Source organism: Rhodococcus opacus, from assembly GCF_012396235.1.
Classification (GTDB): Bacteria; Actinomycetota; Actinomycetes; order Mycobacteriales; family Mycobacteriaceae; genus Rhodococcus_F; species Rhodococcus_F opacus.
The window spans coordinates 344,106-369,590 of sequence record NZ_JAAXPA010000002.1 but is presented as its reverse complement, the minus strand read 5'-3'; the positions used below and the strand labels follow the sequence as shown (position 1 = coordinate 369,590).

The 25,485-nt window shown below is 68.5% G+C and carries 23 protein-coding genes; 11 read left to right on the top strand and 12 right to left on the bottom strand.

Annotation, left to right across the window (positions count from 1 at the left end; genetic code table 11):
• Positions 1 to 4 precede the first annotated feature (4 nt).
• The 5 genes from HGB39_RS03705 to HGB39_RS03685 form a co-directional block, all read right to left on the bottom strand.
• Entirely contained in the window at positions 5 to 355 is a 351-nt protein-coding gene (locus HGB39_RS03705; protein WP_005253680.1) for a hypothetical protein, read from the bottom strand.
• A gap of 25 nt (positions 356 to 380) precedes the next feature.
• Positions 381 to 950 (bottom strand): mismatch-specific DNA-glycosylase, encoded by a 570-nt coding sequence (locus tag HGB39_RS03700; RefSeq protein WP_005253681.1) that lies wholly within the window; start codon positions 948 to 950, stop codon positions 381 to 383.
• 19 nt (positions 951 to 969) lie between these two features.
• Positions 970 to 1,959: an SDR family NAD(P)-dependent oxidoreductase gene (locus HGB39_RS03695; protein ID WP_043790007.1), complete on the bottom strand. Its 990-nt coding sequence runs from the start codon at positions 1,957 to 1,959 to the stop codon at positions 970 to 972.
• A gap of 6 nt (positions 1,960 to 1,965) precedes the next feature.
• Positions 1,966 to 3,894, bottom strand: coding sequence for a molecular chaperone HtpG (gene htpG, locus HGB39_RS03690; RefSeq protein ID WP_005567024.1), 1,929 nt, complete (start codon positions 3,892 to 3,894; stop codon positions 1,966 to 1,968).
• Positions 3,895 to 4,044: 150 nt separating this feature from the next.
• Complete coding sequence (locus tag HGB39_RS03685; protein ID WP_005253684.1) at positions 4,045 to 4,257, bottom strand: DUF4287 domain-containing protein; 213 nt, start codon at positions 4,255 to 4,257, stop codon at positions 4,045 to 4,047.
• A gap of 124 nt (positions 4,258 to 4,381) precedes the next feature.
• On the opposite strand from HGB39_RS03685, the gene HGB39_RS03680 reads away from it, so the two are divergent.
• Positions 4,382 to 6,037, top strand: coding sequence for an alkaline phosphatase D family protein (locus HGB39_RS03680; RefSeq protein WP_005253685.1), 1,656 nt, complete (start codon positions 4,382 to 4,384; stop codon positions 6,035 to 6,037).
• Here the strand turns inward: HGB39_RS03680 and HGB39_RS03675 are convergent.
• Positions 6,034 to 6,501: an SRPBCC family protein gene (locus HGB39_RS03675; protein ID WP_005253686.1), complete on the bottom strand. Its 468-nt coding sequence runs from the start codon at positions 6,499 to 6,501 to the stop codon at positions 6,034 to 6,036. The two genes, HGB39_RS03680 and HGB39_RS03675, sit on opposite strands and share 4 nt — an antisense overlap.
• Positions 6,502 to 6,639: 138 nt before the next feature.
• Here HGB39_RS03675 and HGB39_RS03670 point away from each other — a divergent pair, with 138 nt between their 5' ends.
• On the top strand, positions 6,640 to 8,691 hold the full coding sequence (locus HGB39_RS03670; protein ID WP_005567027.1) for an elongation factor G: 2,052 nt from the start codon (positions 6,640 to 6,642) through the stop codon (positions 8,689 to 8,691).
• A 125-nt stretch (positions 8,692 to 8,816) separates the two neighbouring features.
• A complete protein-coding gene (locus HGB39_RS03665) occupies positions 8,817 to 9,176 on the top strand; it encodes a hypothetical protein (RefSeq protein WP_005567029.1) in 360 nt (119 codons plus the stop codon).
• A gap of 7 nt (positions 9,177 to 9,183) precedes the next feature.
• Here HGB39_RS03665 and HGB39_RS03660 read toward each other — a convergent pair whose 3' ends face one another.
• A complete protein-coding gene (locus HGB39_RS03660) occupies positions 9,184 to 10,227 on the bottom strand; it encodes a helix-turn-helix transcriptional regulator (protein ID WP_037202957.1) in 1,044 nt (347 codons plus the stop codon).
• A gap of 86 nt (positions 10,228 to 10,313) precedes the next feature.
• Here HGB39_RS03660 and HGB39_RS03655 point away from each other — a divergent pair, with 86 nt between their 5' ends.
• The 3 genes from HGB39_RS03655 (at position 10,314) to HGB39_RS03645 (ending at position 12,120) form a co-directional block, all read left to right on the top strand.
• Positions 10,314 to 10,781, top strand: coding sequence for a cupin domain-containing protein (locus tag HGB39_RS03655; protein ID WP_005560505.1), 468 nt, complete (start codon positions 10,314 to 10,316; stop codon positions 10,779 to 10,781).
• Positions 10,778 to 11,182 carry a DUF1304 domain-containing protein gene (locus HGB39_RS03650; RefSeq protein WP_005253691.1) on the top strand — a complete coding sequence of 135 codons (405 nt, stop codon included), beginning with the start codon at positions 10,778 to 10,780 and terminating at the stop codon, positions 11,180 to 11,182. The genes HGB39_RS03655 and HGB39_RS03650 overlap by 4 nt, the downstream gene beginning before the upstream one ends.
• 68 nt (positions 11,183 to 11,250) lie before the next feature.
• Entirely contained in the window at positions 11,251 to 12,120 is an 870-nt protein-coding gene (locus tag HGB39_RS03645; RefSeq protein ID WP_005560509.1) for a cutinase family protein, read from the top strand.
• A gap of 12 nt (positions 12,121 to 12,132) precedes the next feature.
• On the opposite strand, the gene HGB39_RS03640 is transcribed toward HGB39_RS03645, so the two are convergent.
• Positions 12,133 to 12,669 (bottom strand): winged helix-turn-helix transcriptional regulator, encoded by a 537-nt coding sequence (locus tag HGB39_RS03640; protein WP_005560511.1) that lies wholly within the window; start codon positions 12,667 to 12,669, stop codon positions 12,133 to 12,135.
• Between the two features lie 55 nt (positions 12,670 to 12,724).
• Here HGB39_RS03640 and HGB39_RS03635 point away from each other — a divergent pair, with 55 nt between their 5' ends.
• Entirely contained in the window at positions 12,725 to 14,125 is a 1,401-nt protein-coding gene (locus HGB39_RS03635; RefSeq protein WP_005560513.1) for an MFS transporter, read from the top strand.
• Here the strand turns inward: HGB39_RS03635 and ychF are convergent.
• Both ychF and HGB39_RS03625 read right to left on the bottom strand, forming a co-directional pair.
• Positions 14,115 to 15,194 (bottom strand): redox-regulated ATPase YchF, encoded by a 1,080-nt coding sequence (gene ychF, locus HGB39_RS03630; RefSeq protein ID WP_005239054.1) that lies wholly within the window; start codon positions 15,192 to 15,194, stop codon positions 14,115 to 14,117. The two genes, HGB39_RS03635 and ychF, sit on opposite strands and share 11 nt — an antisense overlap.
• A 47-nt stretch (positions 15,195 to 15,241) precedes the next feature.
• The gene (locus tag HGB39_RS03625) at positions 15,242 to 15,655 is read right to left on the bottom strand and encodes a CD225/dispanin family protein (RefSeq protein ID WP_005560516.1); all 414 of its coding nucleotides are present in this window, start codon (positions 15,653 to 15,655) and stop codon (positions 15,242 to 15,244) included.
• 119 nt (positions 15,656 to 15,774) lie between these two features.
• Between HGB39_RS03625 and HGB39_RS03620 the strand changes: the two genes are divergently transcribed.
• From HGB39_RS03620 to HGB39_RS03605, 4 genes are all read left to right on the top strand, one after another.
• On the top strand, positions 15,775 to 17,352 hold the full coding sequence (locus HGB39_RS03620) for an FMN-binding glutamate synthase family protein (protein ID WP_005560518.1): 1,578 nt from the start codon (positions 15,775 to 15,777) through the stop codon (positions 17,350 to 17,352).
• 126 nt (positions 17,353 to 17,478) lie between these two features.
• Complete coding sequence (locus HGB39_RS03615; RefSeq protein WP_043786831.1) at positions 17,479 to 19,782, top strand: carbon starvation CstA family protein; 2,304 nt, start codon at positions 17,479 to 17,481, stop codon at positions 19,780 to 19,782.
• Entirely contained in the window at positions 19,775 to 19,966 is a 192-nt protein-coding gene (locus tag HGB39_RS03610) for a YbdD/YjiX family protein (protein ID WP_037202947.1), read from the top strand. The genes HGB39_RS03615 and HGB39_RS03610 overlap by 8 nt, the downstream gene beginning before the upstream one ends.
• A 77-nt stretch (positions 19,967 to 20,043) precedes the next feature.
• Complete coding sequence (locus tag HGB39_RS03605; protein WP_005560521.1) at positions 20,044 to 21,255, top strand: AI-2E family transporter; 1,212 nt, start codon at positions 20,044 to 20,046, stop codon at positions 21,253 to 21,255.
• 7 nt (positions 21,256 to 21,262) lie between these two features.
• Here HGB39_RS03605 and HGB39_RS03600 read toward each other — a convergent pair whose 3' ends face one another.
• A complete protein-coding gene (locus HGB39_RS03600; RefSeq protein WP_005560522.1) occupies positions 21,263 to 24,244 on the bottom strand; it encodes an AAA family ATPase in 2,982 nt (993 codons plus the stop codon).
• On the bottom strand, positions 24,241 to 25,425 hold the full coding sequence (locus HGB39_RS03595; protein WP_005560523.1) for an exonuclease SbcCD subunit D: 1,185 nt from the start codon (positions 25,423 to 25,425) through the stop codon (positions 24,241 to 24,243). Before HGB39_RS03595 ends, HGB39_RS03600 begins: the two co-directional genes overlap by 4 nt.
• Positions 25,426 to 25,485 lie beyond the last annotated feature (60 nt).

The following is a 25,485-nucleotide window of genomic DNA, read 5'->3' as shown; positions in this document are numbered from 1 at the left end:
GGGATCAGGTCCAGAGGGCGGCCACGAGCACGGTGACGATGCCGAGCCCACCGGTCACGTGGACCAGGTTCGGATTCTCCTGCCCCTTGTTCTGCTTGCCCCGGACGATCTCGGCGAGCGCGACCACCACCAGTGAGAGCAGAAGCTTCACGCCGATCTTGACGTGGTTGTAATCCTTGTCCAGTGCGGCCTCGCCGAGCCCGACCAGGATCAGTCCCGTCACGAACTGGAGCCGCGCACCCCACACCATGACCTCGGAGATCCGCGGCGCCCCGAGCACCGCGAAATAGCCGCCGACGAGGGCGGCCATGCCGAGCAGGTGGCAGACGAAGAAGAGGTTGTAGACGACGGTCATCTCCGCAGCCTAGCGACCTGCCCGGTCAGCCGGATATGATTCCCGCCTCGATCGCCGCCTCCCGGTACGACGCGGCCAGCGTGGCGACGGTTTCGTGGGCGTTGAGCCCGCTGGGGTTCGGGACCAGCCACAACTCCGCGCCCTCGAGGTCGCGCGGCTGCTTGCCCTTCTTCGCGGCACGCTCCCCGAAAGCCGTGCGATAGGCGGTGATTCCGGCGACGGCGACCACCCGGGGAGTGGTGTCGCGGACCACGGTGCGCAAGCGCTCGGCGCCGACGGCCAGCTCCTCACCGGTCAACTCGTCCGCCTTCGCCGTGGCGCGCGGGGCAAGGTTGGTGATGCCGACGCCCCGCTCGATCAGGTGATCGCGATCCGCGTCCGACATCCCTGCCGTCGGATCGATCGGACGCTCGATGATCCCCGCGGCCAGCAGGGCCGGATAGAAACGGTTGCCCGGGCGCGCGAAATGCGCCCCAGTGGCGGCCGTCCACAGTCCCGGGTTGATACCGACGAACAGCAGTCGGCAGCCCGGTCCGATGAGGTCCGCAACCTCGGCGTCCCGGAACGACTCCAACTCCGCACGAGTGAAGCTCACAGCCTGCCCGCCTGCGCACTCACAGTCGGCCCGCCTCCGTCAGCCCCGCAACGGTGTCGGCCAAGGTCTCCGCCGAATCCCGGTACTTCACGCCCAGTTCGCTCTCGCTCGGGCGGTCGTCCGTGTCCGGCATCCGCGTGTAGTACTCCATCGCGGCCTCCGAAATCGGGGTGTCGATGGGGACGAACCGGTCGACGGCGTCGACCAGCCTGCCCACCAGGCGCAACGCGGCGTCCGGAACCGGGAACACCCCCATCCATTTGCCGGTGATCACGCCCAGCATCTCCGCGATCCCGGCGATCGGAATCCGGGGACCACCGAGCATGTACCGGCGGGCGCCGCGTCCCGACTCGAGGAGGGCGGCGTGCGCGCTCGCCACCTCCCGGACGTCGACCATCGTCCACGCCGCGCTCCGCCCGGGCAGACCCCGCAGGTGAACGGCGGCCTCGACTGCCTGGGCCGCCTCGCCGAACTGGCTTCCCGCGGGCGGGCCGATGATCATGCCCGGATAGGTGATCGCGATCGGTGCGCCGTCGGCCTGAAGGTCGCGAGCGTACTGCTCCACACGTGCCTTGCTCCGGCCGTAGGCGTCGGGAGGCCCGCACACCGGCAGTTCGGGAGTGAGCAGCCGGGCCCCCGGCTGGAACAGCGCGGCGATACTCGAGACGTAGACGATCGGGTCGAGGCCCAGCTCGACTGCGGTTCCCAGCACGTTCTGCGCGCCGGCCAGGTTGGTCTGCAACATCTCCTCCGCGCGCCGCGGGTCGACCGCGACCACGGCCGCGGCGTGGATGACGGCATCGCAGCCGTCCAGAGCGCGGCGCACGGACTCGGCGTCCGTGATGTCACCGACCACGTGATCGGACGTGTCCAGTCCGAGTGCCGCGGCACTGGTCACGAGGCGAGCAGGATCCCGCACGAGGAAGCGCACCCGGTAACCGGCGTCCACCGCAGCCTTCGCACTCCACGCCCCGACGAAACCTGTTCCTCCCGTGACCAATACGAGCAAGGTGAACTACACCGTCCTGGCGAGACGGTTGGCGAGCATGGTGGTGAACCGGGCGGGATCCTCCAGCTCGCCGCCCTCGGCCAGCAACGCCATCCCGTAGAGCAGCTCCGCGGTCTCCCCCAGCGCCGGATCCTCGTTGCGTTCGCCGTGCGCCTCCCGCAGCCCGGTGACGAGCGGGTGGGTCGGGTTCAGCTCGAGGATGCGCTTCGTGGTGGGGACGGGCTGTCCGGACGCCCGGTACATCCGCTCGAGTGCCGGCGACATGCTGAACGCGTCGCCGACGATGCAGGCCGGCGACGTGGTCAGCCGCGTCGACAGCCGCACCTCCTTGACCTGCTCGCTCAGCGCGTCGGCCATCCAGGAGAGCAGGCCGGCGAAGTCCTTCTCCTGCTCCTCCCGCTCCGATTCGTGCGCCTTCTTGTCTTCCTCGGTGTCGAGATCGACCTCGCCCTTGGCGATCGATTGGAACGCCTTGCCGTCGAATTCCGGCACGGCACCGACCCACATCTCGTCCACCGGATCTGTGAGCAGCAGCACCTCGAAGCCCTTCGCGCGGAAGGCCTCCATGTGCGGTGAGCTCTCGAGCAGCTGCCGGGATTCTCCGGTTGCGTAGAAGATCTGCTCCTGACCGTCCTTCATCCGCGCCACGTAGTCTTCGAGCGAGGTCAGCTCCTCCTCGCTGTGGGTGGACTCGAACGACGAGATACCCAGCAGCACATCCCGATTGTCGGTGTCCGACATCAGGCCTTCCTTGACCGCGCGGCCGAACTCCGCCCAGAACGTGCGGTAGTCGTCGGGCCGCTCGGCCTTCAGGTCCTTGATCGTGGTGAGGACCTTCTTGGTGAGCCTGCGCCGGATGGCACGAATCTGCCGGTCCTGCTGAAGGATCTCACGGGACACGTTGAGGGACAGGTCCTGAGCGTCGACCACACCCTTGACGAAGCGGAGGTACTCCGGCATCAACTGGTCGCAGTCGTCCATGATGAAGACGCGCTTGACGTACAGCTGCACACCCGTCTTCCCGTCCCGCATGAACAGGTCGAACGGCGCGTGGGACGGGATGAACAGCAGAGCCTGGAACTCGAACGTGCCCTCCGCCTTCATCGGGATGACCTCGAGCGGATCGTCCCAGGCGTGGGCGATGTGCTTGTAGAACTCCTTGTACTCGTCCTCGGAGACGTCGTCCTTCGAGCGCGCCCACAGCGCCTTCATCGAGTTGATCGTCTCGGACGTCGTGGTGACCTCGTCCTCGCCGTCGCCCTCCGCGGGGACCGTGCGCTCCACGTTCATCCGGATCGGCCACGCGATGAAGTCGGAGTAGCGCTTGACGAGCTCCCTGATCTTCCGTTCCGACGTGTAGTCGTGCAGGTGATCCTCGGCGTCCTCGGGCTTGAGGTGCAGGGTGACGGAGCTGCCTTGCAGGGCGTCGTCGACCGCTTCGATCGTGTACGTGGCCTCGCCGCTCGACTCCCAGCGCGTGGCCCCGCTCTCGCCTGCCTTCCGCGTCAGCAGGGTGACCTTGTCGGCGACCATGAACGTCGAGTAGAAGCCGATGCCGAACTGCCCGATCAGTTCCTCGGAGGCGGCGGCGTCCTTCGCTTCCTTCAACTTGCGGCGCAGGTCTGCGGTGCCGGACTTGGCCAGCGTGCCGATGAGGTCGACGACCTCCTCGTGGGACATGCCGATGCCGTTGTCGCGGACGGTGAGCGTGCGCTGCTCCGCGTCCACCTCGATCTCGATGTGCAGATCCGACGTGTCGACGTGGAGCTCCTTGTTGCGGAAGGCTTCGAGCCGCAACTTGTCCAGCGCATCCGACGCGTTGGAGATGAGCTCCCGCAGGAACGAGTCCTTGTTGGAGTACACCGAGTGGATCATGAGGTCCAGGAGCTGGCGGGTCTCCGCCTGGAACTCCAGTTGTTCGATTTTCGTGCTCACTTCGATTCCCTTCGACAGCAGAACCCTCGACACCAGATTCGTCGTCGGAATGATATCCCGCGGCCGAATACCGGATTCATCGTGGCGAGAGGTCCGGATCCGGCCGCGCCAGGGAGGCGAGGACCTCCGGCGCCGATCTGCCCGGGACCCTCAGCCGGCGGCGTCCTCCTTCAGGGTGTACGCGACCAGCGCGTTGGCGTGGCCGTGACCGAGGCCGTGCTCGGACTTCAGCCAGCTCACCAACTCCATGTGCTTGGTCAGCTCGGACGACCGGATGAGCGTCTGCCATTCACTGATCGGCCGACCGTACTTCTCCTCGATCGACGGGAAATAGGACGCGGGGCCCTTCACTGGTTCAGCCATGCGCGACAGGCTACCGGCACCCGCCGACACATACTGCCCGACAAGCATCTTCGGATGTCGCGCCCTTGCCGACGCCGACGTCCGTAAGCTGACTGCATGGAACGAACATCGGCAGGGTGACGTCATGGCGGAGCTGATTCTGGGGCCACTGCTGAGACATGTCGGCACGTGCGACGCGACGGTGTGGGTCGAGACGTCGGAGGCGTGCACCGTCCGAGTCCTCGGCCACGAGGAACGCACGTGGAACGTGTCGGGTCACCACTATGCGCTCGTCGTCGTGGAGGGTCTGGAGCCCGGGTCGACCACCCCGTACGAGGTGACCCTCGACGGCCGCCCGGTGTGGCCGTTGCCGAGTGCCGTCCCGTCGATGATCCGGACGCTCCGGGAGGACGACGACACGCTCGTCCTCACGTTCGGGTCGTGCCGGTTCGCCACGATGTCCACGACGGAGGGCAACCGGCACCTCGGCGCCGACGCCCTGGACGCGTATGCGGTGCGGATGGCCGAACAGTCGCCGGACCAGTGGCCCGACGCCCTGCTGCTGCTCGGGGATCAGGTGTACGCCGACGAACTCTCCCCCGAGACCGAGGCACGGGTCGCCGAGATCCACGACGTGAACGAGCCACCGGGGCCGCAGGTGCGCAATTTCGAGGAGTACACCTGGCTCTACGCCGAGTCGTGGTCGGACCCTCAGGTGCGCTGGCTGATGTCGACGGTGCCGACGTCGATGATCTTCGACGACCACGACGTCCGGGACGACTGGAACACCTCGGAATCCTGGCGCGCCGAAATCGAGGCCACGTCGTGGTGGGAGGAGCGCATCGTCGGCGCGCTTTCCTCGTACTGGGTCTACCAGCACCTCGGGAACCTGGCGCCGAGTCACCTCGCCGAAAATGAACTGTACCAACGCGTTCGGAAGCACGGCGGCGACGTCGAGCCGATGCTCCGCGAGTTCGCGTCTGCCGCCGACGAGGAAGCGGACGGGGCCAAAGGCATGCAATGGTCGTATCGCCGGGACCTCGGGGTTGCGAGGCTGCTCGTCATCGACTCGAGGTGCGGTCGCATCCTCTCCGGCGGTCGCCGCGAGATGGTGTCCGACCCGGAATTCTCCTGGATCGAACGTCAGACCGAGGGCACCTACGACCACCTCCTCGTCGGCACGTCGCTGCCGTGGTTGCTGCCCCGCGCCCTTCACGACCTCGAGTCCTGGGACGAACGCCTCGCCGCCGGGTCCCGTGGCCCGCGGGTCGCGGCCTTGGCGGAGAAGATCCGGCGGGGAGCGGACCTGGAGCACTGGGCGGCGTTTCGCGACTCATTCGACCGGCTCGCCCGCCTCTTCGCCGAGGTCGGCGCAGGCCGTCGGGCCGGGCCGGGGGGCCGGGCGCCGTCCACCATCTCGGTGCTGTCCGGGGACGTCCACCACGCCTACGTCGCGCAGGCGCACTACACCGAGCGGTTGCAGTCACTGGTGTATCAGCTGACGTGCTCGCCCCTGCACAACTACGTTCCGGCCGCCATGAAGGTGACGTTCCGGATCTCGTGGCGGCGCGCCACCGAGCGGACCGTGCGTTTCATCCTCGGCCGGGTGTCGCGGGTGCCACCCGTCCCCATCGACTGGTCGAAGGTCGCCGGACCGTTCTTCGGCGATCAGGTCGCGACTCTCCACCTGAACGGGCGGGCCGCCCGCCTCGTGATGGAACAGGCACGCAACGGCAGCGACGGCACGCCCCGATTCAGGACCATGACCGACCTCGAGTTGACGACGGGAACGGACGCCTAACGCTGCTCGGCCGCCGCCTTCAGCTGTGCGAGCCCCTTCTCGAAGTCCTTGCCCACCATCTTGTCCATCGGGAAGAGGACCCCCACGATCGTGAAGAAGCGGTTGGTCTTGCCGGTCATCTGCCAGCGGACGGTGGTCCCGGCGCTGTTCGGCTCGAGGAGGAACGTCGTGACATTGTCGGCCTTGAACGGTTTGAGGAATTTCAGGTCGAGCACGACCTTCGAGCCGGGCACCGACTCGGTGATCACCATCGACCCCGCACCCGCCTTGCGATTGCCCTCCCAGGCGTAGGCGGCGCCGACGCCCGACTCCGGGCCGGAGTACGTGCGCTTCAGGTCGGGATCGACGTTCTCCCACGGCGACCACGACTGCCACAGCCGGAAGTTGTCGAGAAGCGGCTGAACGACGTCGGGGCTCGCATCGATGACGGTGGAACGTTCGACGAGGAAGTCGTCCGAAGCCATGCCGGTCTCCATTCGGTGTCGGGTGTGGTGGACCGACGTCGCGCCCACCTGTCGAGGTGGAAGATAACGCCTCACCGGCGGTCGCGCGCGCGGTATCGTCGGGAGCGACCCAACGACAGTGCTGTGGTGGGGGTAGCAGTGACGACCGAGACGGATCTGATCCGCAATATCGCTCTGGTGGGACATCAGGGTAACGGGAAGACGACGCTCGCGGAGGCGATGCTCTTCCGCGCCGGTGTCGTCACCCGGCCCGGACGCGTCGAGAGCGGTAACACCGTGCTCGACACCCAGCCCGAGGAGCACGACCGCACGCAGTCGCTGACGCTCGGCCTGGCCTCCTTCTCGTGGGGCGACTACCGGATCAACCTCCTCGACCCGCCGGGCTACGCCGATTTCGTCGGCGACGCGACGACCGCGCTCCGGGTCGCGGACGTCGCCGTGTTCGTGATCGACGGAGTCAGCGGTCTGCAGGTGAACGACGAGTTGCTGTGGCAGGTGGCCGGCGAGCGATCCATCCCACGCATCCTGTTCGTGAACAAGATGGACAAGGAGCGGGCGTCGTTCGATGTCGTCCTTGCCGGGATCCGCGACCATTTCGGGTCGGGAGTCGAGCCGGTCGACCTGCCCGTAGGCGAAGCGTCGGCGTTCACCGGGGTCGCCGATCTCCTCACCGAGCACGTCATCCTCTACGACAGCGGGTCCGCGAACACGAGCGACGAACTGCCCGCCGACATCGCCGACCGCGAGCACGAACAGCACGAGCATCTCGTGGAGGACGTGGTCGAGATCGAGGACGACCTGCTGTCGAAGTACCTCGACGGGGAGGACATCTCCGTGGCCGAACTCGAGCACGCGCTCCGCGCGGGTTTCGCGGCGGGCTCGCTGTGGCCGGTGCTGTGCGGGTCGGCCGTCGATGCGATCGCCGTCGACCGGTTGCTCGACTTCGTGTGCCGGATCGCGCCCGCACCGTCGGAGGTCCCGGGCATCGAGGTGCGCGGTGACGGGGTCGCCAAAGTGCGCGGTGACGGGGTCGCCGAGGTGCGGTGCGATCCCTCGGGGGACCCGCTCGCGTACGTCTTCAAGACGCAGACCGACGAATACGTCGGGCAGGTGGCGTTGGTGAAGATCCTGTCCGGCACCGTGCACGCCGATGACGTCCTCGTCAATCAGCGCACCGGCGCGAAGGAGCGCCTGCACAACCTCCTTCGCGTCCTCGGCAGTAAGCACACCGCGATCGACACCGCGGAGGCGGGCGACATCGTCGGCGCCATCAAGCTGACCGACGTGTCGACGGGCGACACCCTCGCGCCGATCGGCTCGTCCCTCACCGTGCCTCCGATCGTGCACCGGCGTCCGGTCTACGGGATCGCCGTGGCCGCCGAGAGCGCAGGCGACGAGGACAAACTGGCGACCGCCCTGGCGGAGCTCGTCAGCGACGACCCGACGCTGGAAGTGACCCGCGACAGCGAAACCCACCAGACGGTGGTCCGGGGCGCGGGCGACGTGCACGTGCAGGTGGCGCTGACCCGGTTGAAGCGGCGGTACGGCATCACCCTCCAGACCGAACCGGTCAAGATCGCCTACCGCGAGACGCTGCTCGGCACCGTGGAGACGGAGGGCCGCCACAAGAAGCAGAGCGGCGGCCATGGCCAGTTCGGGGTGGCGACGGTCCGCTTCGAGCCGCTCCCCCGCGACGAGGGCTACGAGTTCGTCGACGAGACCCGCGGTGGAGTGATACCCAAGTCCCTCATTCCCGCGGTCGGCAAGGGGATCGCCGAATCGATGGGACGCGGAGGCAGGCACGGGTTTCCGCTCGTCGACCTACGGGCCACCGTTCTCGACGGCAAGCATCACTCGGTCGACTCCGACGATTTCAGCTTCCGGATGGCGGGGGCACTCGCCCTTCGGGCGGCCATCGACAAGGTGGGCACCCTCGTCCTCGAACCCGTCGACCACGTCGAGGTCACGGTGCCGTCGGCGCTTCAGGGTGACGTGATGGCGGATCTCGGACGGCGGCGCGGCCAGATCGAGGGCACCGAACCGGCAGGGGACGGCGAGGTCACCGTGATCGCGTCGGTGCCGACCAGCGAGGTCACCGACTATCCGGTCGCGCTGCGCTCGATGACACACGGGCGTGGTCGTCTCGCACTGAGTTTCAAGTGCTACCAGGAGCGGCCCGAACCGCGCTGACAGTGCCCTTCCAGCGTGCACGCAGAGTTCTTTCAGCCTCCCGCGGTGTAGTGGTGTCTCACTCACAGAAGGGAACGGCATCGATCATGCGTTCACAATTGGTTCGAGGCATCGGTGGAGCGGCGATGGCTGTCGGTCTCGCATGTTCCGTCGTCGCGTGTAGTTCGGGCGAGGCGTCGTCCGGCACTTCGTCGACCGACACCAGCAGCGCCGCCGTGGAGGGCGGCGCCCCGGCCGCGACGATAAGCGATGAACTCCAGGCCTGCCTCGAGGAGAACGGCGTACCCGCACCGCCCGACCAGGCCGGTGGCGGCGCACCGGGAGGAATGGCGCCGCCCGGCGGCGAGATGACACCGCCGGAGGGCGGCGACGGTTCGACCCCGCCTGAGGGCGGAACTCCGGACGCGTCGAGCGCTCCTCCCGGGGTCGACAGTTCGACGTGGGCGGCCGCGCAGGAGGCGTGTTCCGGCGGGGCCGGTTCGTGAGCCGCAGCTAGTGCTCGCGACCGGTCCGCAGCCGCGCGGCGAGTTCCGCGCGGCTGCGGACCCCGGCCTTCGCATACACCGATTTCAAGTGGTCCTGGACGGTGTTCACCGTGATGCCGCGGCGGTCCGCGATCTCGGACGTCGCGTAGCCGGCGATCACGTCGGCGCACACATCACGTTCGCGTGCGGTCACCGCATAGGCCGCGAGCAGCAGTCCCGTGAGCTCGCCGCCGACCGCGGGTTCGAGGGTGACCACAGTCTGCGGTTCGTCGCCGCCGATCAAGGCCGTGGCGCGCACCAGAATCCAGCCACCTTCCGCATCGCGGACACGCGCCTTGAAGATCCCCGAACCGCTGGATCGCGCCCCGAACGTCGCGGCCCGCAACACGACGGTCAGCCTGCCCGGGGCCACCTCGTCGAAGCGATCCTGCCAACCGCGGGCAGCGGCCGTGAGCGCGACCGGATCGCCGGCGGCATCGGTCAGCACCACCGCCGGACCCTGGTCGCCGCCACCGGAGATCGCCGGGGCGTGCACGGACGCGGCCCGTGTCGCGACCGCCAGGCCGGGGGCCACGAGTGTGAGGAACTCGAGCTCACGGTCGGTGAAATCCGGTCCGGACCGCACGAATCCGGCTGCGCCCCAGCACACGCCGTCGACGCGGAACACGAGGCGGACCTCGCTGCCGAGCCCCAGCGGCGCCCACACCGCGCCGTGACGGAGGCTGTGCGCGACCTCGTCCGCGGGGAGGTCCGAGGCCCGCGCGACGGTTCGACCACTGCGGGCGAGTTCGGCGAACGTGCCCGGATCGTCGCCGTTGTACTCCGATTCGGCGAGCAGCGGCTCGTACTGCTGCGGGATCCGGCTACGCCCGCTGGTCATCGAACTGATCGCGAGCGTCTCCGGGTCGAGCATCGCCCAGCACGTCAGGTCGCTGCGCACCGTCTCACCGACTAGTTCTAGGGCGCGCTCGTGCAGCTGTGTGACACCGGCGCCCGATCCCGCGACCGCGAGCACCTCGCGGCGCAGCTTTTCCGCCCGGACCTCCAGCATGAACACAGTATGCGCTGGTCACAGGCACACCACCATCCCAGATTCCGGGGATGGGCAGCGGGGTACGCCGGTCCTACCGTCGCAGTATGTCCACCCACGTTCACGTAAACAGAGCAGGCGACGGCAGGCACCTCACCGCACCGGACGCCGACATCACGGTCCTGGTCGGCGGCGATCACGCCGGCGGAGCGTACGAAGTCTTCCTCGTCGAAGCGTCCCGGAATGCGCCGGACGGCCCACTGCACGCCGAACCGTGGCCGAAGTCCTACCACGTGCTGCGCGGCCGGATTCTCGTCCAGGCCGGAGACACCGGGTACGAGCTCGCGGCGGGGGAAACCATCGCCGTCGAGGCGGGAACGATGAATACGTTCACGGTCCTCTCCGAGTCCGCCGACTTCCTCCTCGTCTCCGCCGGGGCATCCAACAGCGGCTTCTTCGGTGATCTCGACGCGGTCGGCCGCGGCGGGCACTCGCCGGCGGAAATGGACCGGCTGCTGCACGAGGTCACCAATCGGTACGGCGTCGAACTCGCGACCGGGGCGGGTGCGCCGTGACCATCGTCGCCCAGATCGCCACACTGGTCGCCGCAGGCGTGCACCTGCTGGCGTTCGTGTGGGAATCGGTCCTGTTCCGCAGGCCGTCGGTGCACGAGGGCATCTTCCGCATCCCCGGCAGCGATGTGCCCGCCGCCCATCTGTGGGCGTTCAACGTCGGCTTCTACAACCTGTTCCTCGGTTCCGGCGCCATCGCCGGCGTCGTCCTGTGGTGGGCGGGTCACGACACTCCGGGTCGCACCCTCGTCGTCTACACCTGCCTCTTCATGTTCCTGGCCGGCATCGCCCTGGCCCTTTCGGACCGGATGGCGCTCAGCCGACAGCGCGGGGACGGCGTCGTCGGCGCACTGTCGCAGAGTGTGCCCCCGCTGGTGGCCTTGATCGCGCTGGCGATCGGGTGACATCCCACGGCGTCCGATTGCCAGGAACTTCTCAGGGTCGACCGAACGGATCCTTACTCGCGGTCGGCATGATGGGAGCCATGTTCCAGGTGACCGTTCTCGCCGTCGGTGGCACCGGAGAGTCCCACCCCGATGACCACCGACGCCACGTCTCCGGACTGTTGCGTGACGTCACCGATGCCCTCGACGACCGGTTCGTGTCGCGGTGGGTCGGCTATCCGGCGTCGTACGGGCCGGTCGCCGCGGGCGGGCTCAGCTACCGGGAGAGCACCGAGGTCGGCGTCCGCCGCTTGATCGACGCCATGGAGGACGCTCCGGGACCGGTCATGCTGATCGGGTACTCGCAGGGATGCACCGTGATCCGCGAGGTGCTCGGGCAGATAGCCTCCGGCGTTCTGCGCGCCGACAACCTCTCCGCGGTGGGTCTCGTCTCCGACCCCGAGCAACCCGCGGGGGTGGTACCGGGCTGCCGCGGACGCGGTGTCGCGGGCGACGGCGCCCCGATCCCCGACTCCGTACCGGTCCAGTGGATCGCGCACCCGGACGACATGATCTGCAATGCCAGCGAAGACAGCTACGTCCGCGACATCGCGGACCTCACCCGGTGGATGTCGTTTCGCGCGCTGCGGACGTGGCTTGCGCAGACATGGGAACTGATCCGCCACAACAGCTTCCAGAACGCGACCAAGACACGCGTCAGCCCTCGGCAGTGGCGCACCGACCTCCGCAGGCTGCGGACCGCGGCGATCGAGGTGCTCGGCTACCTTCCGCCGCGCCTCGCCTGGCGCGGTGTGCGCGTCGTCAACGCGCGGGGCGGGCGGCACGTCGCGTACGCCAGCGAACCACTCGATGCGAGCGGGCTCACCGGATGCCAGATCCTCGCCCAGTGGCTGCAGGTGCGGGCGACGTTCGAACCGCCCCTGCGCGTCGCGGCGTAAGGGTCGCGCCGATCAGGCGTCGCTGCGCGGACGCAGCGGAGTGAGCATCCGGCGGGGTGCACGCAGGGCCACGGCGACGGCGTCGCTGCGGGGACGGACTGCCTCCCCCGGTCCGGGCGCGACCACCAGGTCCTCGGGGCCCGGGATCGTGCCGCAGTCGGGGCACCGCCCGAAACGATCGAGTTGCGTTCCGCACTCCGCGTGCGAGAACACGCGGCCCGGGTAGCTGCCGGGCGACACGTACTGCTCACCCCATTGCGAGAGCGCATAGATGCTCGGCCACAGAGCTTTTCCGGCCTCGGTGAGTTCGTACTCGGGATGACCGCCGTCGGCGACCCGGACGAGCACTCCGGCCTCGACGAGAGCGGTCAGCCGATCCGTCAGGACGGCGCGCGAGATGTCGAGGTGGGCGAGCAGGTCACTGAAGCGGCGGACGCCGTAGAAACAGTCGCGCAGCACGAGCATCGTCCACCGCTCACCCACCACCTCGAGGGCGCGAGCGAGGTTGCAGTTCTGCTGCGAGTACCCGATTCCCAGTGCCACTCCCACATGCTAGCGCAACTCAGTCTTGTCACCAGACCAAATTGGTTCTATGTTCAGTCTTGTGAACAGACCACCAGCGGTTGCCCCACCGATCCGCGCACGCTCACCCCGCCCGGCGACCACGCTGTCCGTCGCGTCGCTCGGGACGTTCGTCGCCCTGGTCGCGTTCTGCGCCCCGCTGGGCAACATGCCCACCGTTGCCGCGGCGCTGTCGGCGGGCGCCGCAGCGCAGACGTGGATTCTCAGTTCGATGAGCGTCGGCCTCGCTGCGGTCCTGCTCACCGCGGGCGCACTCGCCGACGACTACGGCCGGCGCCGGGTGTTCCACTGGGGTGCCTGGCTTCTCGCGCTGGGCGCCGTGGTCGGCGCGGTCAGTCAGGAACCCGTGCTGTTCATCGTCGGACGACTGATCCAGGGAGTGGCGGGCGCGGCATTCATCGCGGCCAGCCTCGGCGCCGTCGCACACGCCTTCACCACACCGGCGGCGCGGGCAACCGCGAGCGGAATCTGGGGCGCGAGCGTCGGCGCCGGCATCGCCGTCGGTCCCGTCCTCGCGGGCCTCCTCGACCTCGCCGGGTGGTGGCGTGGCCTGTACTGGGCACTCGCCGCCGCGTCACTCGTGATCGGACAGGTCGCGACACGCGCGCTCGCAGAATCACGCTCCGCCGTCCCGAAGCGGATCGACGTTCCGGGCGCGGTCACGCTGTGCGCCGCGATGGTCCTGGTGCTCGTCGCACTCGTCGAAGGCAGACAGGGCAACATCGCTGCCACCGTGCTCTGCGGCGCCGGCGCGGCCGCGTTCACCCTCGCCTTCGTCGCGGTCGAGCGGCGGCGACCGTTCCCGATGCTCGACCTCGCGTTGTTCCGTCGACGCGACTTCCTCGCTGCCACCCTCGCGGCCCTCGCGACCGGGGCGGGCATCATCGGTCTGATGTCGTTCGCGTGCACGTTCCTGGTCAAGACGATGCACGTCAGCACGCTGGCCGCAGCCGGGGTGATCGCCCTGTGGTCGGGCACGAGCGTCGTGGCGTCACTGCTCGCGCGCACACTCCCGGCGCGACTCGCCGGGTCGCCGCAACTCGTCATCGGACTCGCCGGCGTCGGCGCCGCCATGCTCACGATGACGGGCCTCACCCCCGACTCGTCCCTGCTGCGCCTCGTCCCGGGACTACTGCTCGCCGGCGTCGCCAGCGGGTTACTCAACGCCGGCCTCGGCCGCCAAGCAGTCGCCAGCGTGCCCGCCGACCAGGGCGGACTCGGCAGCGGCGCCAACAACACCGCCCGCTACCTCGGCTCGTCCATCGGCGTCACCGTCGTCAGCATCATCGCTCTCGACCCGGTAGGCACCGTCGACGGCATGGTGTCGGGCTGGAACTACGCCGCCGTCACCACCGGGCTGATCTCACTCGTCGGCGCAGGCGTCGTCGGAATCCTCGTGCGAGGAACCGCTGTCAGACGTTGAAGCGGAATTCCACCACGTCGCCGTCGGCCATGATGTAGTCCTTGCCCTCCATGCGGACCTTGCCTGCGGCCTTGGCGGCGGCCATGGACCCGGCGGCGACGAGGTCGTCGAAGGAGACGATCTCGGCCTTGATGAAGCCGCGCTCGAAGTCGGTGTGGATGACGCCGGCGGCCTGCGGGGCGGTGTCGCCCTTGTGGATGGTCCAGGCGCGGGATTCCTTCGGACCTGCGGTGAGGTAGGTCTGCAGGCCGAGGGTGTGGAAGCCGGTGCGGGCGAGTGCGTGCAGGCCGGGCTCGGACTGTCCGATGGAGTCGAGCATCTCCTGCCGGTCCTCTTCGTCCAGCTCCAGCAGCTCCTGCTCGACCTTGGCGTCGAGGAACACGGAGTCCGCGGGGGCGACGGAGGCGCGCAGTTCGGCGACCTTCGCTTCGTCGGTGAGCACGGCCTCGTCGGCGTTGAACACGTACAGGAACGGCTTGGTGGTGAGCAGGCTCAGCTCGCGCAGCAGCGAGAAGTCCAGCTTGTCCTTCGCGCTGAACAGGGTCTTGCCCTCGTCGAGGACTTCCTGCGCCTTCAGCGCCTCCTCGTGGATGGGCTTGAGTTCCTTGTTCTTCTTCGCTTCCTTCTCCAGACGCGGCAGGGCCTTCTCCAGCGTCTGCATGTCGGCGATGACGAGCTCGGTCTCGATCACCTCGATGTCGGACGCGGGGTCGACGCGGCCGTCGACGTGCACGACGTCGTCGTCGTTGAAGACGCGAACCACCTGGCAGATCGCGTCGGCCTCGCGGATGTTGGCGAGGAACTTGTTGCCGAGGCCGGCGCCCTCGGAGGCGCCCTTGACGATGCCGGCGATGTCGACGAACGACACCGTGGCGGGCAGGATGCGCTCGGAACCGAAGATCCGGGCGAGCTCGGACAGCCGCGGATCGGGCAGTTCGACCAGGCCGACGTTGGGTTCGATGGTCGCGAACGGGTAGTTCGCGGCCAGCACGTCGTTGTTGGTCAGCGCGTTGAACAAGGTGGACTTGCCGACGTTGGGCAGTCCGACGATTCCGAGGGTAAGGCTCACGGTCGTTGGATTCTACGGCGTCGGGGCCGTATCAACGACCATCGGCCTCACCAGCTCGAAGTATTGCTGTTCGCGACGAGGGCGATGATCAGGATGGCGTACCCGATGACGAAGACGACGATCAGCGCCACCCAGATCCACAGGGCGATCTTGCCGAGCGCCTTGGCGCGGTCGGACGCGTACTGGGCGCCCTGGTAGTCGCCCATCGCCCACTTCGGGTACACGTCGTGGACGTGGTTGAACGCGGCGAACGCGAGCGGCCAGAAGAACAGCACGGCGGCCACCGCCCAGCCGGCGTTCGAGGGCGGCAGCGGCGGCGGGCCGTACTGGCCCGGGTACGGCTGCGACTGCGGCGGCTGCTGTTGCTGCGTCGGGTACTGGTAGCCGTACGCACCCGTGTCGCCGGGCTTCGGCGGCACCGGATTGCTCGACACCTCCGGATTGCTCGATGACTCCGTCATGACATCCCCCTGTCGTGGCAGCTGACCTCGTGCGTCCACTATCCCACCTGTCTCCCCCGTGAGTGGGAAAGTGCGCCGGAGTACGCGTCGGCACTCACGTGAGGTTCTAGTCTCAGCGAGTGACCCGCTGGTTGATCGTCCTCGCGTTATGGATCCTCGGACTGGGTGCTCTCGCCCTGGCCCTCGGCGTTGCCACCGGGTGGTGGTTCGCCGCGGTCGTCCTTCTCGCGCTCGCAGCCCTCGGGACATGGGATCTGCTGCAACGGCGGCACAGCATTCTGCGGAACTACCCGGTGCTCGGGCACGCACGGTTCCTGCTCGAGAAGATTCGCCCCGAGATCCAGCAGTACTTCGTCGAATCATCCACGGACGGAACGCCCTTCGACCGGGACACCCGCGACCTCGTCTACGAGCGGGCCAAGGGGACCCTCGCCGAGGAGCCGTTCGGCACCGAACGGGACGTGCACGCCGTCGGCTACGAGTTCATGGCCCATTCGCTGCGCGCCCGGATGGCACCGCCCGAGCCGCCGACCGTGCGCATCGGCGGCCCCGACTGCGAACGGCCCTACGACATCGCGCTTCTCAACGTGTCGGCGATGAGCTTCGGCTCGCTCTCCGCGAACGCCATCGAAGCCCTCAACGCCGGGGCCGCGCGCGGCGGGTTCGCGCACGACACCGGCGAGGGCGCGATCAGCCCGTATCACCGCAAGCACGGCGGCGACCTGATCTGGGAGATCGCGTCCGGCTACTTCGGGTGCCGGACGGACGACGGTCACTTCGATCCCGGCAAGTTCGCCGAACATGCAGCCTCAGAGCAGGTGAAGGCGATTTCGATCAAGTTGTCGCAGGGCGCGAAACCCGGGCTCGGCGGTGTGCTGCCCGGGGCGAAGGTGTCGCGGGAGATTGCCGAGACGCGCGGCGTGCCGGTCGGGAAGACGGTGATCTCCCCGCCCTCGCACACCGCGTTCTCCACCCCGAACGAGCTGATCGACTTCATCGTTACCCTGCGAAAGCTCTCCGGCGGCAAACCCGTCGGGTTCAAATTGTGCGTCGGATCGCGCACCGAGTTCCTCGGCATCTGCAAGGCGATGCTCGAACGCGACGTCACCCCGGACTTCGTCATCGTCGACGGCTCCGAGGGCGGAACCGGTGCAGGTCCAGTGGAATTCGAGGACAACATGGGCATGCCCCTCACCGAGGGGCTGATGCTCGTGCACAACGCGCTCACCGGCGCCGGACTGCGGAACCGCATCAAGATCGGCGCGTCCGGGAAGGTCGCCAGCGCATCCGACATCGTCAAACGGATCATCCAGGGCGCCGACTTCACGCTGGCCGCCCGCGCGATGATGTTCGCCGTCGGGTGCATCCAGGCGCAGATGTGCCACACCAACCGCTGCCCCGTCGGGGTGACGACCCAGGACCCGGCGCGGACCCGCGCACTCGACGTCCCCGACAAGGCGGCCAGGGTGTTCCGGTTCCAGAAGTCGACGGTGGCCGGCGCCCAGCAGATGGTGGCATCGATGGGTCTCGACAGCTTCGACCAACTGACACCGTCGATGCTCAACCGGCGAATCGACGGAGTCACCACCCGCACCTACGCGGAACTGTACGAGTGGCTGATGCCCGGCGAACTGCTCGAGGATCCGCCGTCGGAGTGGCTCACCGACTGGATCGACGCCGATTCGTCTCGCTTCTGACGTCGTTTTTTCGTCGAACCGAACGTCGGCGCAATAGGGTGACGGGGGCCACAAGAGATGTGGCATCTGTCGACGGCGTCACCCCTGGCACACAATGACGACGGGGGCGCTGGGAAGGAGTTCGCGATGGCCCTGAGAGCCGCACCCGAATCCGAGATCGAGTACCTGAAAACGGATCCGGATCTGCCAGCGGTCGGCGTCGTGGACCGCACCCCCATCTCACCGGCGGCGCGGATCACGTTCGCCGTCCTCGGCCTTCTCGGCGGCATCGCCTGGGTGATGATCGCGTTCATCCGCGGCGAGAACATCAACGCCGTCTGGTTCGTGGTGGCCGCCGTCTGCACCTATCTCATCGCCTACCGCTTCTACGCGCGGCTGATCGAGCGCAAACTCGTCCAACCCCGTGACGACCGGGCCACGCCCGCCGAGATCCTGGAGAACGGCAAGGACTACATGCCGACGGACCGGCGGGTGCTGTTCGGGCACCACTTCGCCGCCATCGCCGGCGCAGGCCCCCTCGTCGGTCCCGTCCTCGCCGCGCAGATGGGCTACCTGCCCGGCACGCTGTGGATCATCATCGGCGTCGTCTTCGCCGGGGCCGTCCAGGACTTCCTCGTCCTGTGGATCTCGACGAAACGCCGCGGACGCAGCCTCGGTCAGATGGCCCGCGACGAACTCGGCCTCGTCGGCGGTGTCGCCGCCATGATCGGCGTCTTCGTCATCATGATCATCCTCATCGCGGTGCTCGCCCTCGTCGTCGTCAACGCGCTCGCGGAAAGCCCGTGGGGCGTCTTCTCCATCGCCATGACCATCCCGATCGCCCTGTTCATGGGCGTCTACCTGCGGTACCTGCGCCCGGGCAAGGTCGCCGAGGTGTCGCTGATCGGCGTCGTGCTGCTGCTCCTCGCCATCGTGTCCGGCGGCTGGGTCGCCGACACCGGCTGGGGCGCCGACTGGTTCACGCTTTCCAAGGTGACCATCGCCTGGCTGATGATCGCCTACGGTTTCGCCGCATCCGTCCTGCCCGTCTGGCTGCTGCTGGCCCCGCGCGACTACCTGTCGACGTTCATGAAGATCGGCACGATCATCCTGCTGGCCATCGGCATCCTGGTCGCGCAGCCCACCATCAAGATGCCCGACGTCACGACGTTCGCCATCCAGGGCAACGGCCCCGCGTTCGCGGGCTCGCTGTTCCCGTTCCTGTTCATCACGATCGCGTGCGGCGCGCTGTCCGGCTTCCACGCCCTCATCTCCTCCGGCACCACACCCAAGCTGCTGGCGAAGGAAAAGCAGATGCGGCTGATCGGATACGGGGGCATGCTCACCGAGTCGTTCGTCGCGATCATGGCGCTCGTCACCGCGTGCATCATCGACCAGCACCTGTACTTCGCGCTCAACGCGCCGGCCACCCTCACCGGCGGGACCCCCGAGACGGCCGCCGCGTATGTGAACGGCCTCGGACTGTCCAGCCCGAACATCAGCCCCGACACGCTCGCGCAGGCCGCGGAGAACGTGGGCGAGGAGTCGATCATCTCGCGCACCGGCGGTGCCCCGACGCTCGCGTTCGGCATGTCGGAAGTGCTCAGCCAGTTCCTCGGCGGCGCCGCCCTCAAGTCGTTCTGGTATCACTTCGCGATCATGTTCGAGGCGTTGTTCATCCTCACCACCGTCGACGCAGGCACCCGTGTCGCCCGGTTCATGCTGTCCGACTCGCTCGGCAATTTCGGCGGACCCGCCCGCAAGTTCAAGGATCCGTCGTGGCGCGTCGGAGCCTGGGTGTGCTCGCTGGCCGTCGTCGGCCTGTGGGGCGCAATCCTGCTGATGGGCGTCACCGACCCGCTCGGCGGAATCAACACCCTGTTCCCGCTCTTCGGCATCGCGAACCAGTTGCTCGCTGCGATCGCGCTGACCGTGGTCCTCGCCATCGTCATGAAGAGGGGCCTGTTCAAGTGGGCATGGATTCCCGGCGTTCCCCTCGTCTGGGACCTGATCGTGACCATGACGGCGTCCTGGCAGAAGATCTTCTCCGGCAACACCGCCGTCGGCTACTGGTCCCAGCACGCCGCGTTCAAGGAAGCGAAGGAAGCCGGCAAGACCAGCTTCGGTTCCGCCAAGACCCCCGAGGCCATCGACGCCGTCATCCGCAACACGTTCATCCAGGGGACCCTGTCGATCGTGTTCGCCGGCCTCGTCCTCGTCGTCGTGGTGGCCGGAGTGCTCGTGTGCATCAAGGCGTTCCGGGCGGGTGGACTGCCGACCACCGAGTCACCCGAGCAGCCGTCGAAGATCTTCGCGCCTGCCGGGTTCGTCCCCACCGCCGCCGAGAAGGAACTCGACAAGGAATGGAACGAACTCATCGCGTCGGGAGCGGTGCGCGCGCCCGGTGCTGCGCACACCCACACGGACAGGGCACATCACCATGATGAATAGGGTCGTGCGGGCCGTCCGGACCGCCTGGTGGTGGACGGGGTCGCTGATGGGCGACCACGACTACAGCAGGTACGTCGAACACCTCCGCCGGAACCATCCGGACGCCGAGGTGCCGACCGAGCGCGAGTACTGGAAGGCGCGCTATGCGGACGCCGACGCGAACCCAGGTGCCCGCTGCTGCTGACCACACCGGGCCGTCCCGGCGTCCCCCAGTACTGTCAGTACTGATCAACTGAGCAGACACGGCAGGGAGGACCATCTGTGACGGAGAAGGAAGCCCCGGCACCGTCCGGGAGCACGGTCACGAAACCGGACCGCGGGCATCTCATCGGGGTGGGTGCGATGTGGCTGGCCAAGTGGTCACTGGTCCTCGTGGCCATCTCGCTGGGTGCGTTGTTGTTCGGGTGGATCATCGAAAAGCTGTGGGTGATCGTCCTCCCCGTGCTCCTGGCCGTCGTGGTGTGCACGGTGCTGTGGCCGCCGACCCGGGCGATGACGAGACGACGTATTCCCCCGGCGGCGGCCGCCGCGACGTCGCTCGTCGTGTTCATCGCCGTCGTGGCCGGAATCATCGCGGGCATCGTGCCGTCCGTCGTCAACCAGGCACCCGAGCTGGCCAACAAGGCCACCGAGGGCATCAACCAGGTGCAGGACTGGTTGAAGGGTCCGCCGATCAACCTGCAGGACGATCAGATCGAGCAGGGCATCCACACCATCGTCGTGAAGGTGCAGGAGAGTGGGACGGTCATCGCGTCCGGTGTGTTCACCGGGGTCAGCACTGCCAGCTCCCTACTGCTCACGCTCGGCCTCGTGCTGGTGCTGTCGTTCTTCTTCATCAAGGACGGCCCGCGGTTCATCCCGTGGCTGCACTCCGTCGGCGGCGGCCGCGCGGGCCGTCACCTCGAAGTGGTGCTGGGCCGCATGTGGGACACGCTCGGCGGGTTCATCCGGACGCAGGCACTGGTCAGCCTCATCGACGCCGTCTTCATCGGCGCCGGACTGCTCATTCTCGGTGTGCCGCTCGCACCGGTCCTCGCGATCCTGACGTTCATCGGTGGCTTCGTCCCGATCGTCGGTGCATTCGTCGCCGGTGCTCTCGCCGTGCTCGTCGCGTTGGTGGCCAACGGCCTCACCACCGCGGTGATCGTGCTGATCATCATCCTCGTGGTGCAGCAGATCGAGGGCAACGTGCTGCAGCCCGTTCTCCAGAGCAAGAGCATGAAACTGCACGCCGTGGTGGTTCTGCTCGCCGTGACCGCCGGCGCCTCCGTCTTCGGGATCGTCGGCGCCTTCCTCGCGGTGCCCGCCGCCGCCGTCGCCGCCGTGGTGGTGCGCTACATCGGTGAGCAGATCGACGAGCACAGCGCCGAAAGCAACATCGCCGACGCCGACGCCGCGAACGACGACCTCGACGACGCCGAACGGGAGGGCGTCACCGTCGACGAGGCCGCCGTCGCGCCCAAGGCGGACTGACCGGCACTCAGCCGGCGACGACCTCCACCGTGGAGCCGGTGCGTCCGCGAATCACGTGCAGCCGGCTCGGGATTCGCTGACGCATCTCGTCGACGTGACTGACGATCCCGACCACCCGGCCGCCGTCACGAAGCTCGTCGAGGACGCCCATCACCGAGTCGAGGGTGTCCGCGTCGAGGGTGCCGAATCCCTCGTCGATGAACATCGTGTCGAGGACAACGCCTCCCGACTCCGCCGCGACGACATCGGCGAGACCGAGCGCCAGCGACAGCGACGCCAGGAACGACTCACCGCCTGACAGGGTCTTGGCCGAACGCACCACTCCGGTGTAGTCGTCGCGGATGTCCAGCCCCAGGCCACCGCGGCGGCCTCTCGGACCGGCCTCGTCGCTGTGGACGAACTCGTACCGTCCCGCCGACATCCGGCCGAGCCGCGCGGATGCCGAGACGGCCACCTCTTCCAGCCGGGCCGCCAGCACATACGACCGCAGCGACATCTTCCTGGCGTTCTGGCCACGGCCCGCGATCACCTCGGCGAGGGCGGCCAACTCCTCGTGCGCGGCCTGCATCGGCGCGATCGCCTCGGCGGCCTTGTCGAGTTGACCGACGAACCGTTCCAGATCGAGCAGTCGGCGCTCGGCGTCGGATGCCGCCGCGACGGCGACGTTCACGACCTCCGCGGCCACGTCGTGCGCGTGCTGGACGGACGCCAGTTCCACGGGATCTGCCTCGGCGACGGCAACGACCTCGGGGTCGTCGAGCACGCTGCGCGCCCCGACCTCGGCGTCCCGCGCCGCCGTGAGGACGGCCTCGATCTCACCCTGACGGGCGGCCGTCCGGACCGCGGCCACGGCGTCGGCAGAGCTGTCGAAACCGGCATCCCCGGCCAGCGTTTCGGCCTTGGCCGCGAGTTCACGGGCCGCCGACTCGGCTCCGGCACCGGCGTCCCGCGCGTCGAGCAGTTCGGATGCGGACTCCGCAAGCGCGTCGAGTCGTGCGCGGCGTGCCTCCACGCTCGGGTCGTCGCCCGCCGCCTCGCTCACTCGGGCCCGGATCTCCCCGAGCTGTGTCGTGCTCGCCGTGATCCTCTCGGCCACGGTGGCGGCGTCGACGCCCAGGTCCCGGGACCGTTCCTGCAGGTGACTCTCGCGTTCCCGCAGTTCGGTGAGTGATGCGGACCGACGCTCGACCTCGTCGCCGAGCGCAGTCGCCTCCCCCACCGCCGCCTCCGCGGCCGTGAGTGCCTGCGCGAGTTCGTCCGCGTCACCGTCGCCGCCGCGCTGGACGAGCACGTCGATCGCGCGCTCCACCGCGCCCAATTTCTCGGTCGCGGTCGTCAGCGCCGCCGCAGCCTTCTGCTCCGCTGCGAGGGCCTTGTCCTCGTCGGCCTTCGTGACCGACAGCTCGGACGGTTCGGCAGGCTGCGGGTGCTCGGGCGAACCGCACACCTGGCACGGGACACCGTCCTCGAGCGTGCCTGCCAATTCGGCGGCCATGCCCGCGATCCGACGTTGCAGCAGGTCGAGCCAGTGCTCGCGCGCGTCCTGGTGCTGTCGCCGGGCATCGAGCACGCCGCGCTCGAGTCGATCACGCTCGGCCCGGCGGGTGCGGACATCCGCCGCCGCCGAGGCAGCGTCGGCCGCCCGGTCCCGGGCATCGACGAGGGCCGGGAGTGCGGCGCGGGCCTTCTGCGCCGAGTCGAGCGCCTTCTCCGCTTCCCGCAGAGCGAGCGGCAATTGTTCCCGCTCCCGGGTCAGCGCGTCACCGGCCTCGGCGAGTTCGACCTGCCGGGCGTGCAGTCGCTCCACTTCGACAGCGAGCCGGTCGGCGGCGAAGGATTCGGCGAGTGCTCCGTCGAGGCGCACGATCTCGTCACGCCAGGCCCGGATACTCGACCGGATGTGCTCCCGTTCGTCAGCGGTCGGAGGCCAGGACAACTCCGCCACGAGATCGGCGCCGCCCGCCGTCGAGCGCAATCCGTCCGTGATCGCCTCGACGTTCCGCGCGGCAGCCGCAGCCTTGGCCCGGGCGGCGTCGGCCTCGTGCGCGACGGTCGCGACAGGTTCGGCCCGGCGCGCATCCGCCAATTCGGCGACCAGGACCGCCCGCCGGGCCGCCCCCGCTGCGTGGGCCTCGAGTTCCGCCTCGGCTCGCCGCCTGCGGTTCTGGAGTTCGAGGACGCGGCGCGCCTCCGTGAGCGCGTCGCGGGCCATCTTCGCCCGGCTCTTGGCGTTCTGCAGGTCGTCCGCAGCCAGGTCACGGGTCTCGCGGGCCTCGTCCTCGAGCTTGTGGGCCCAGGTCACCGGATCGGCATCTGCGCCTCCCTCGATACCCGCGGCCGTCGCGACCCGTGCCAGCAGCACGTCGATGGCCCGTTGATGCTCGTCCAGGTCGTGGGCGCTGGTGCGCCTGCGGTCGAGGAACCACTCCTCCACCGTCCCGAATCGGGTGGTGTCGAACAGCCTCTCCAGGAGCTGACCGCGTTCCTCGTTGTCGGCGCGCAGGAACTTCGCGAACTCCCCCTGCGGCAGCAGAACCACCTGGAAGAACTGGTCGGCGCTCATACCCATCAGCCGACCGACCTCGTCGGCGATGTCGGGGATTCGTGACAGGTTCTCCCCGCGGCCGTCGAGCCAGGTGAGCGTGGCCTTCGCGTTCTCCTTGATGGTCCCCGACCCACGGCGCTTCGGACGCTCGAACTCGGGGCTGCGGACGAGACGCAGATGCCGGCCCGCGATCGTCGCCTCGAGCGTCACCGTGGGAACGGAACCGGCGGGCGCGTGGTCGGACAGGAGGCGCTTGCCGTCCTTCCGTGCCCCGGGCACCGTGCCGTACAGCGCGAACGCCACCGCGTCGAGGACTGTCGTCTTACCGGCGCCGGTATGACCGTGCAGCAGGAAGAGCCCGTCCGCGCCGAGCCGATCGAAGTCGACTTCCACGGATCCTGCGAACGGCCCGAAGGCTTCGACTTCGAGTCGATGCAGCCTCATGCCGTCTGTTCCAGCGCGACGACCTCGGCGGTGTCTTCGCCGGCCCGGTCGGCGAAGCCGAGTGCGGCTTCCACCAGCCGGATCTCGCCGGTCGACGGTTCGCTGCGCACGTCGGTGAGGAAGCTGCGCGTGATCTGCAGATCGCTGCGCCCGTGCACCTTGTCCCGGTAGCGCAGATCGTCGCCGCCCTCGGGGCGTTGCCACTCGAGGTGAACGGCGAACGGGAAGCGGGTCTGGAGTGAGCGCATGGCGTCGACCGGGCGTTCCGGGTCGGTGAGCACCGCCGACACGTAGCAGTCCTCGGCGTCGCGGTACGTGTCGTCCTCGAGCAACTCCTGCACCGTCCCTGTCAATTGTCGGAGACCGCGGACCACCGGCAGGTCGACCCGCTCGACGGTCCGCAGTCCGTCGGCGTCGAGATCCACGAGGTAGACCGCCTTGCTGTGGGTGCGCTCGCCGAAGGAGTACGGCAGCGGCGAACCCGAGTACCGGATGTTTTCCGCGAGGGTCTGGGGCGAGTGGAGGTGGCCGAGCGCGACGTAGTCGACCCCGCCGAAGGCCGAAGCCGACACCGTCTCGACGCCGCCGACGGAGATGGACCTCTCCGACCCGGTGGCCTCGGCGCCCACGACGAACGCGTGGGCGAGCACCACGGACCTGGTGAGCGGTGTGGTGTCGTTCCGCCTGTCGAGGTCGGTGCGGACACGGTCCATCGCGGCGTCGAGGATCTCGGCGTGCGACCGCGCGGTCGGCACGTCCAGTTGCGCGCGGGTGATCTCGGGCTCGAGATAGGGAATGCCGTAGAACGCGACGGGACCGTGCGCGTCCTCGAGCACGACGGGCGAGCCGATCCCGGCGACCGTCGTCATGAGGTGCAGCCCGCCCGCGCGGGAGAACGCGGCACCCGCCCCGAGCCGCGCCGCGGAGTCGTGGTTGCCGGACGTGGCGACGATGACCGCGCCGGCGTCCCGGATCGCTTCGAAGCCGCGGTTGCACACGGTGACGGCGTCCGCGCTCGGGATCGACCGGTCGTACACGTCACCGGGAACGACGACGACGTCCATGCCGTGCTCGGCGACGAGGGCGGCGATCGCGTCGAGCACACGGGCCTGGTCGGTGAGCAGGTCCACCCCGTGGAACGTGCGTCCGATGTGCCAGTCCGAAGTGTGCAGGATCCTCATGTCCCGAGACCGTAGAGCACCGTGCCGACAACCTCGAACACCTCGGCCGCGTGGCGTCCG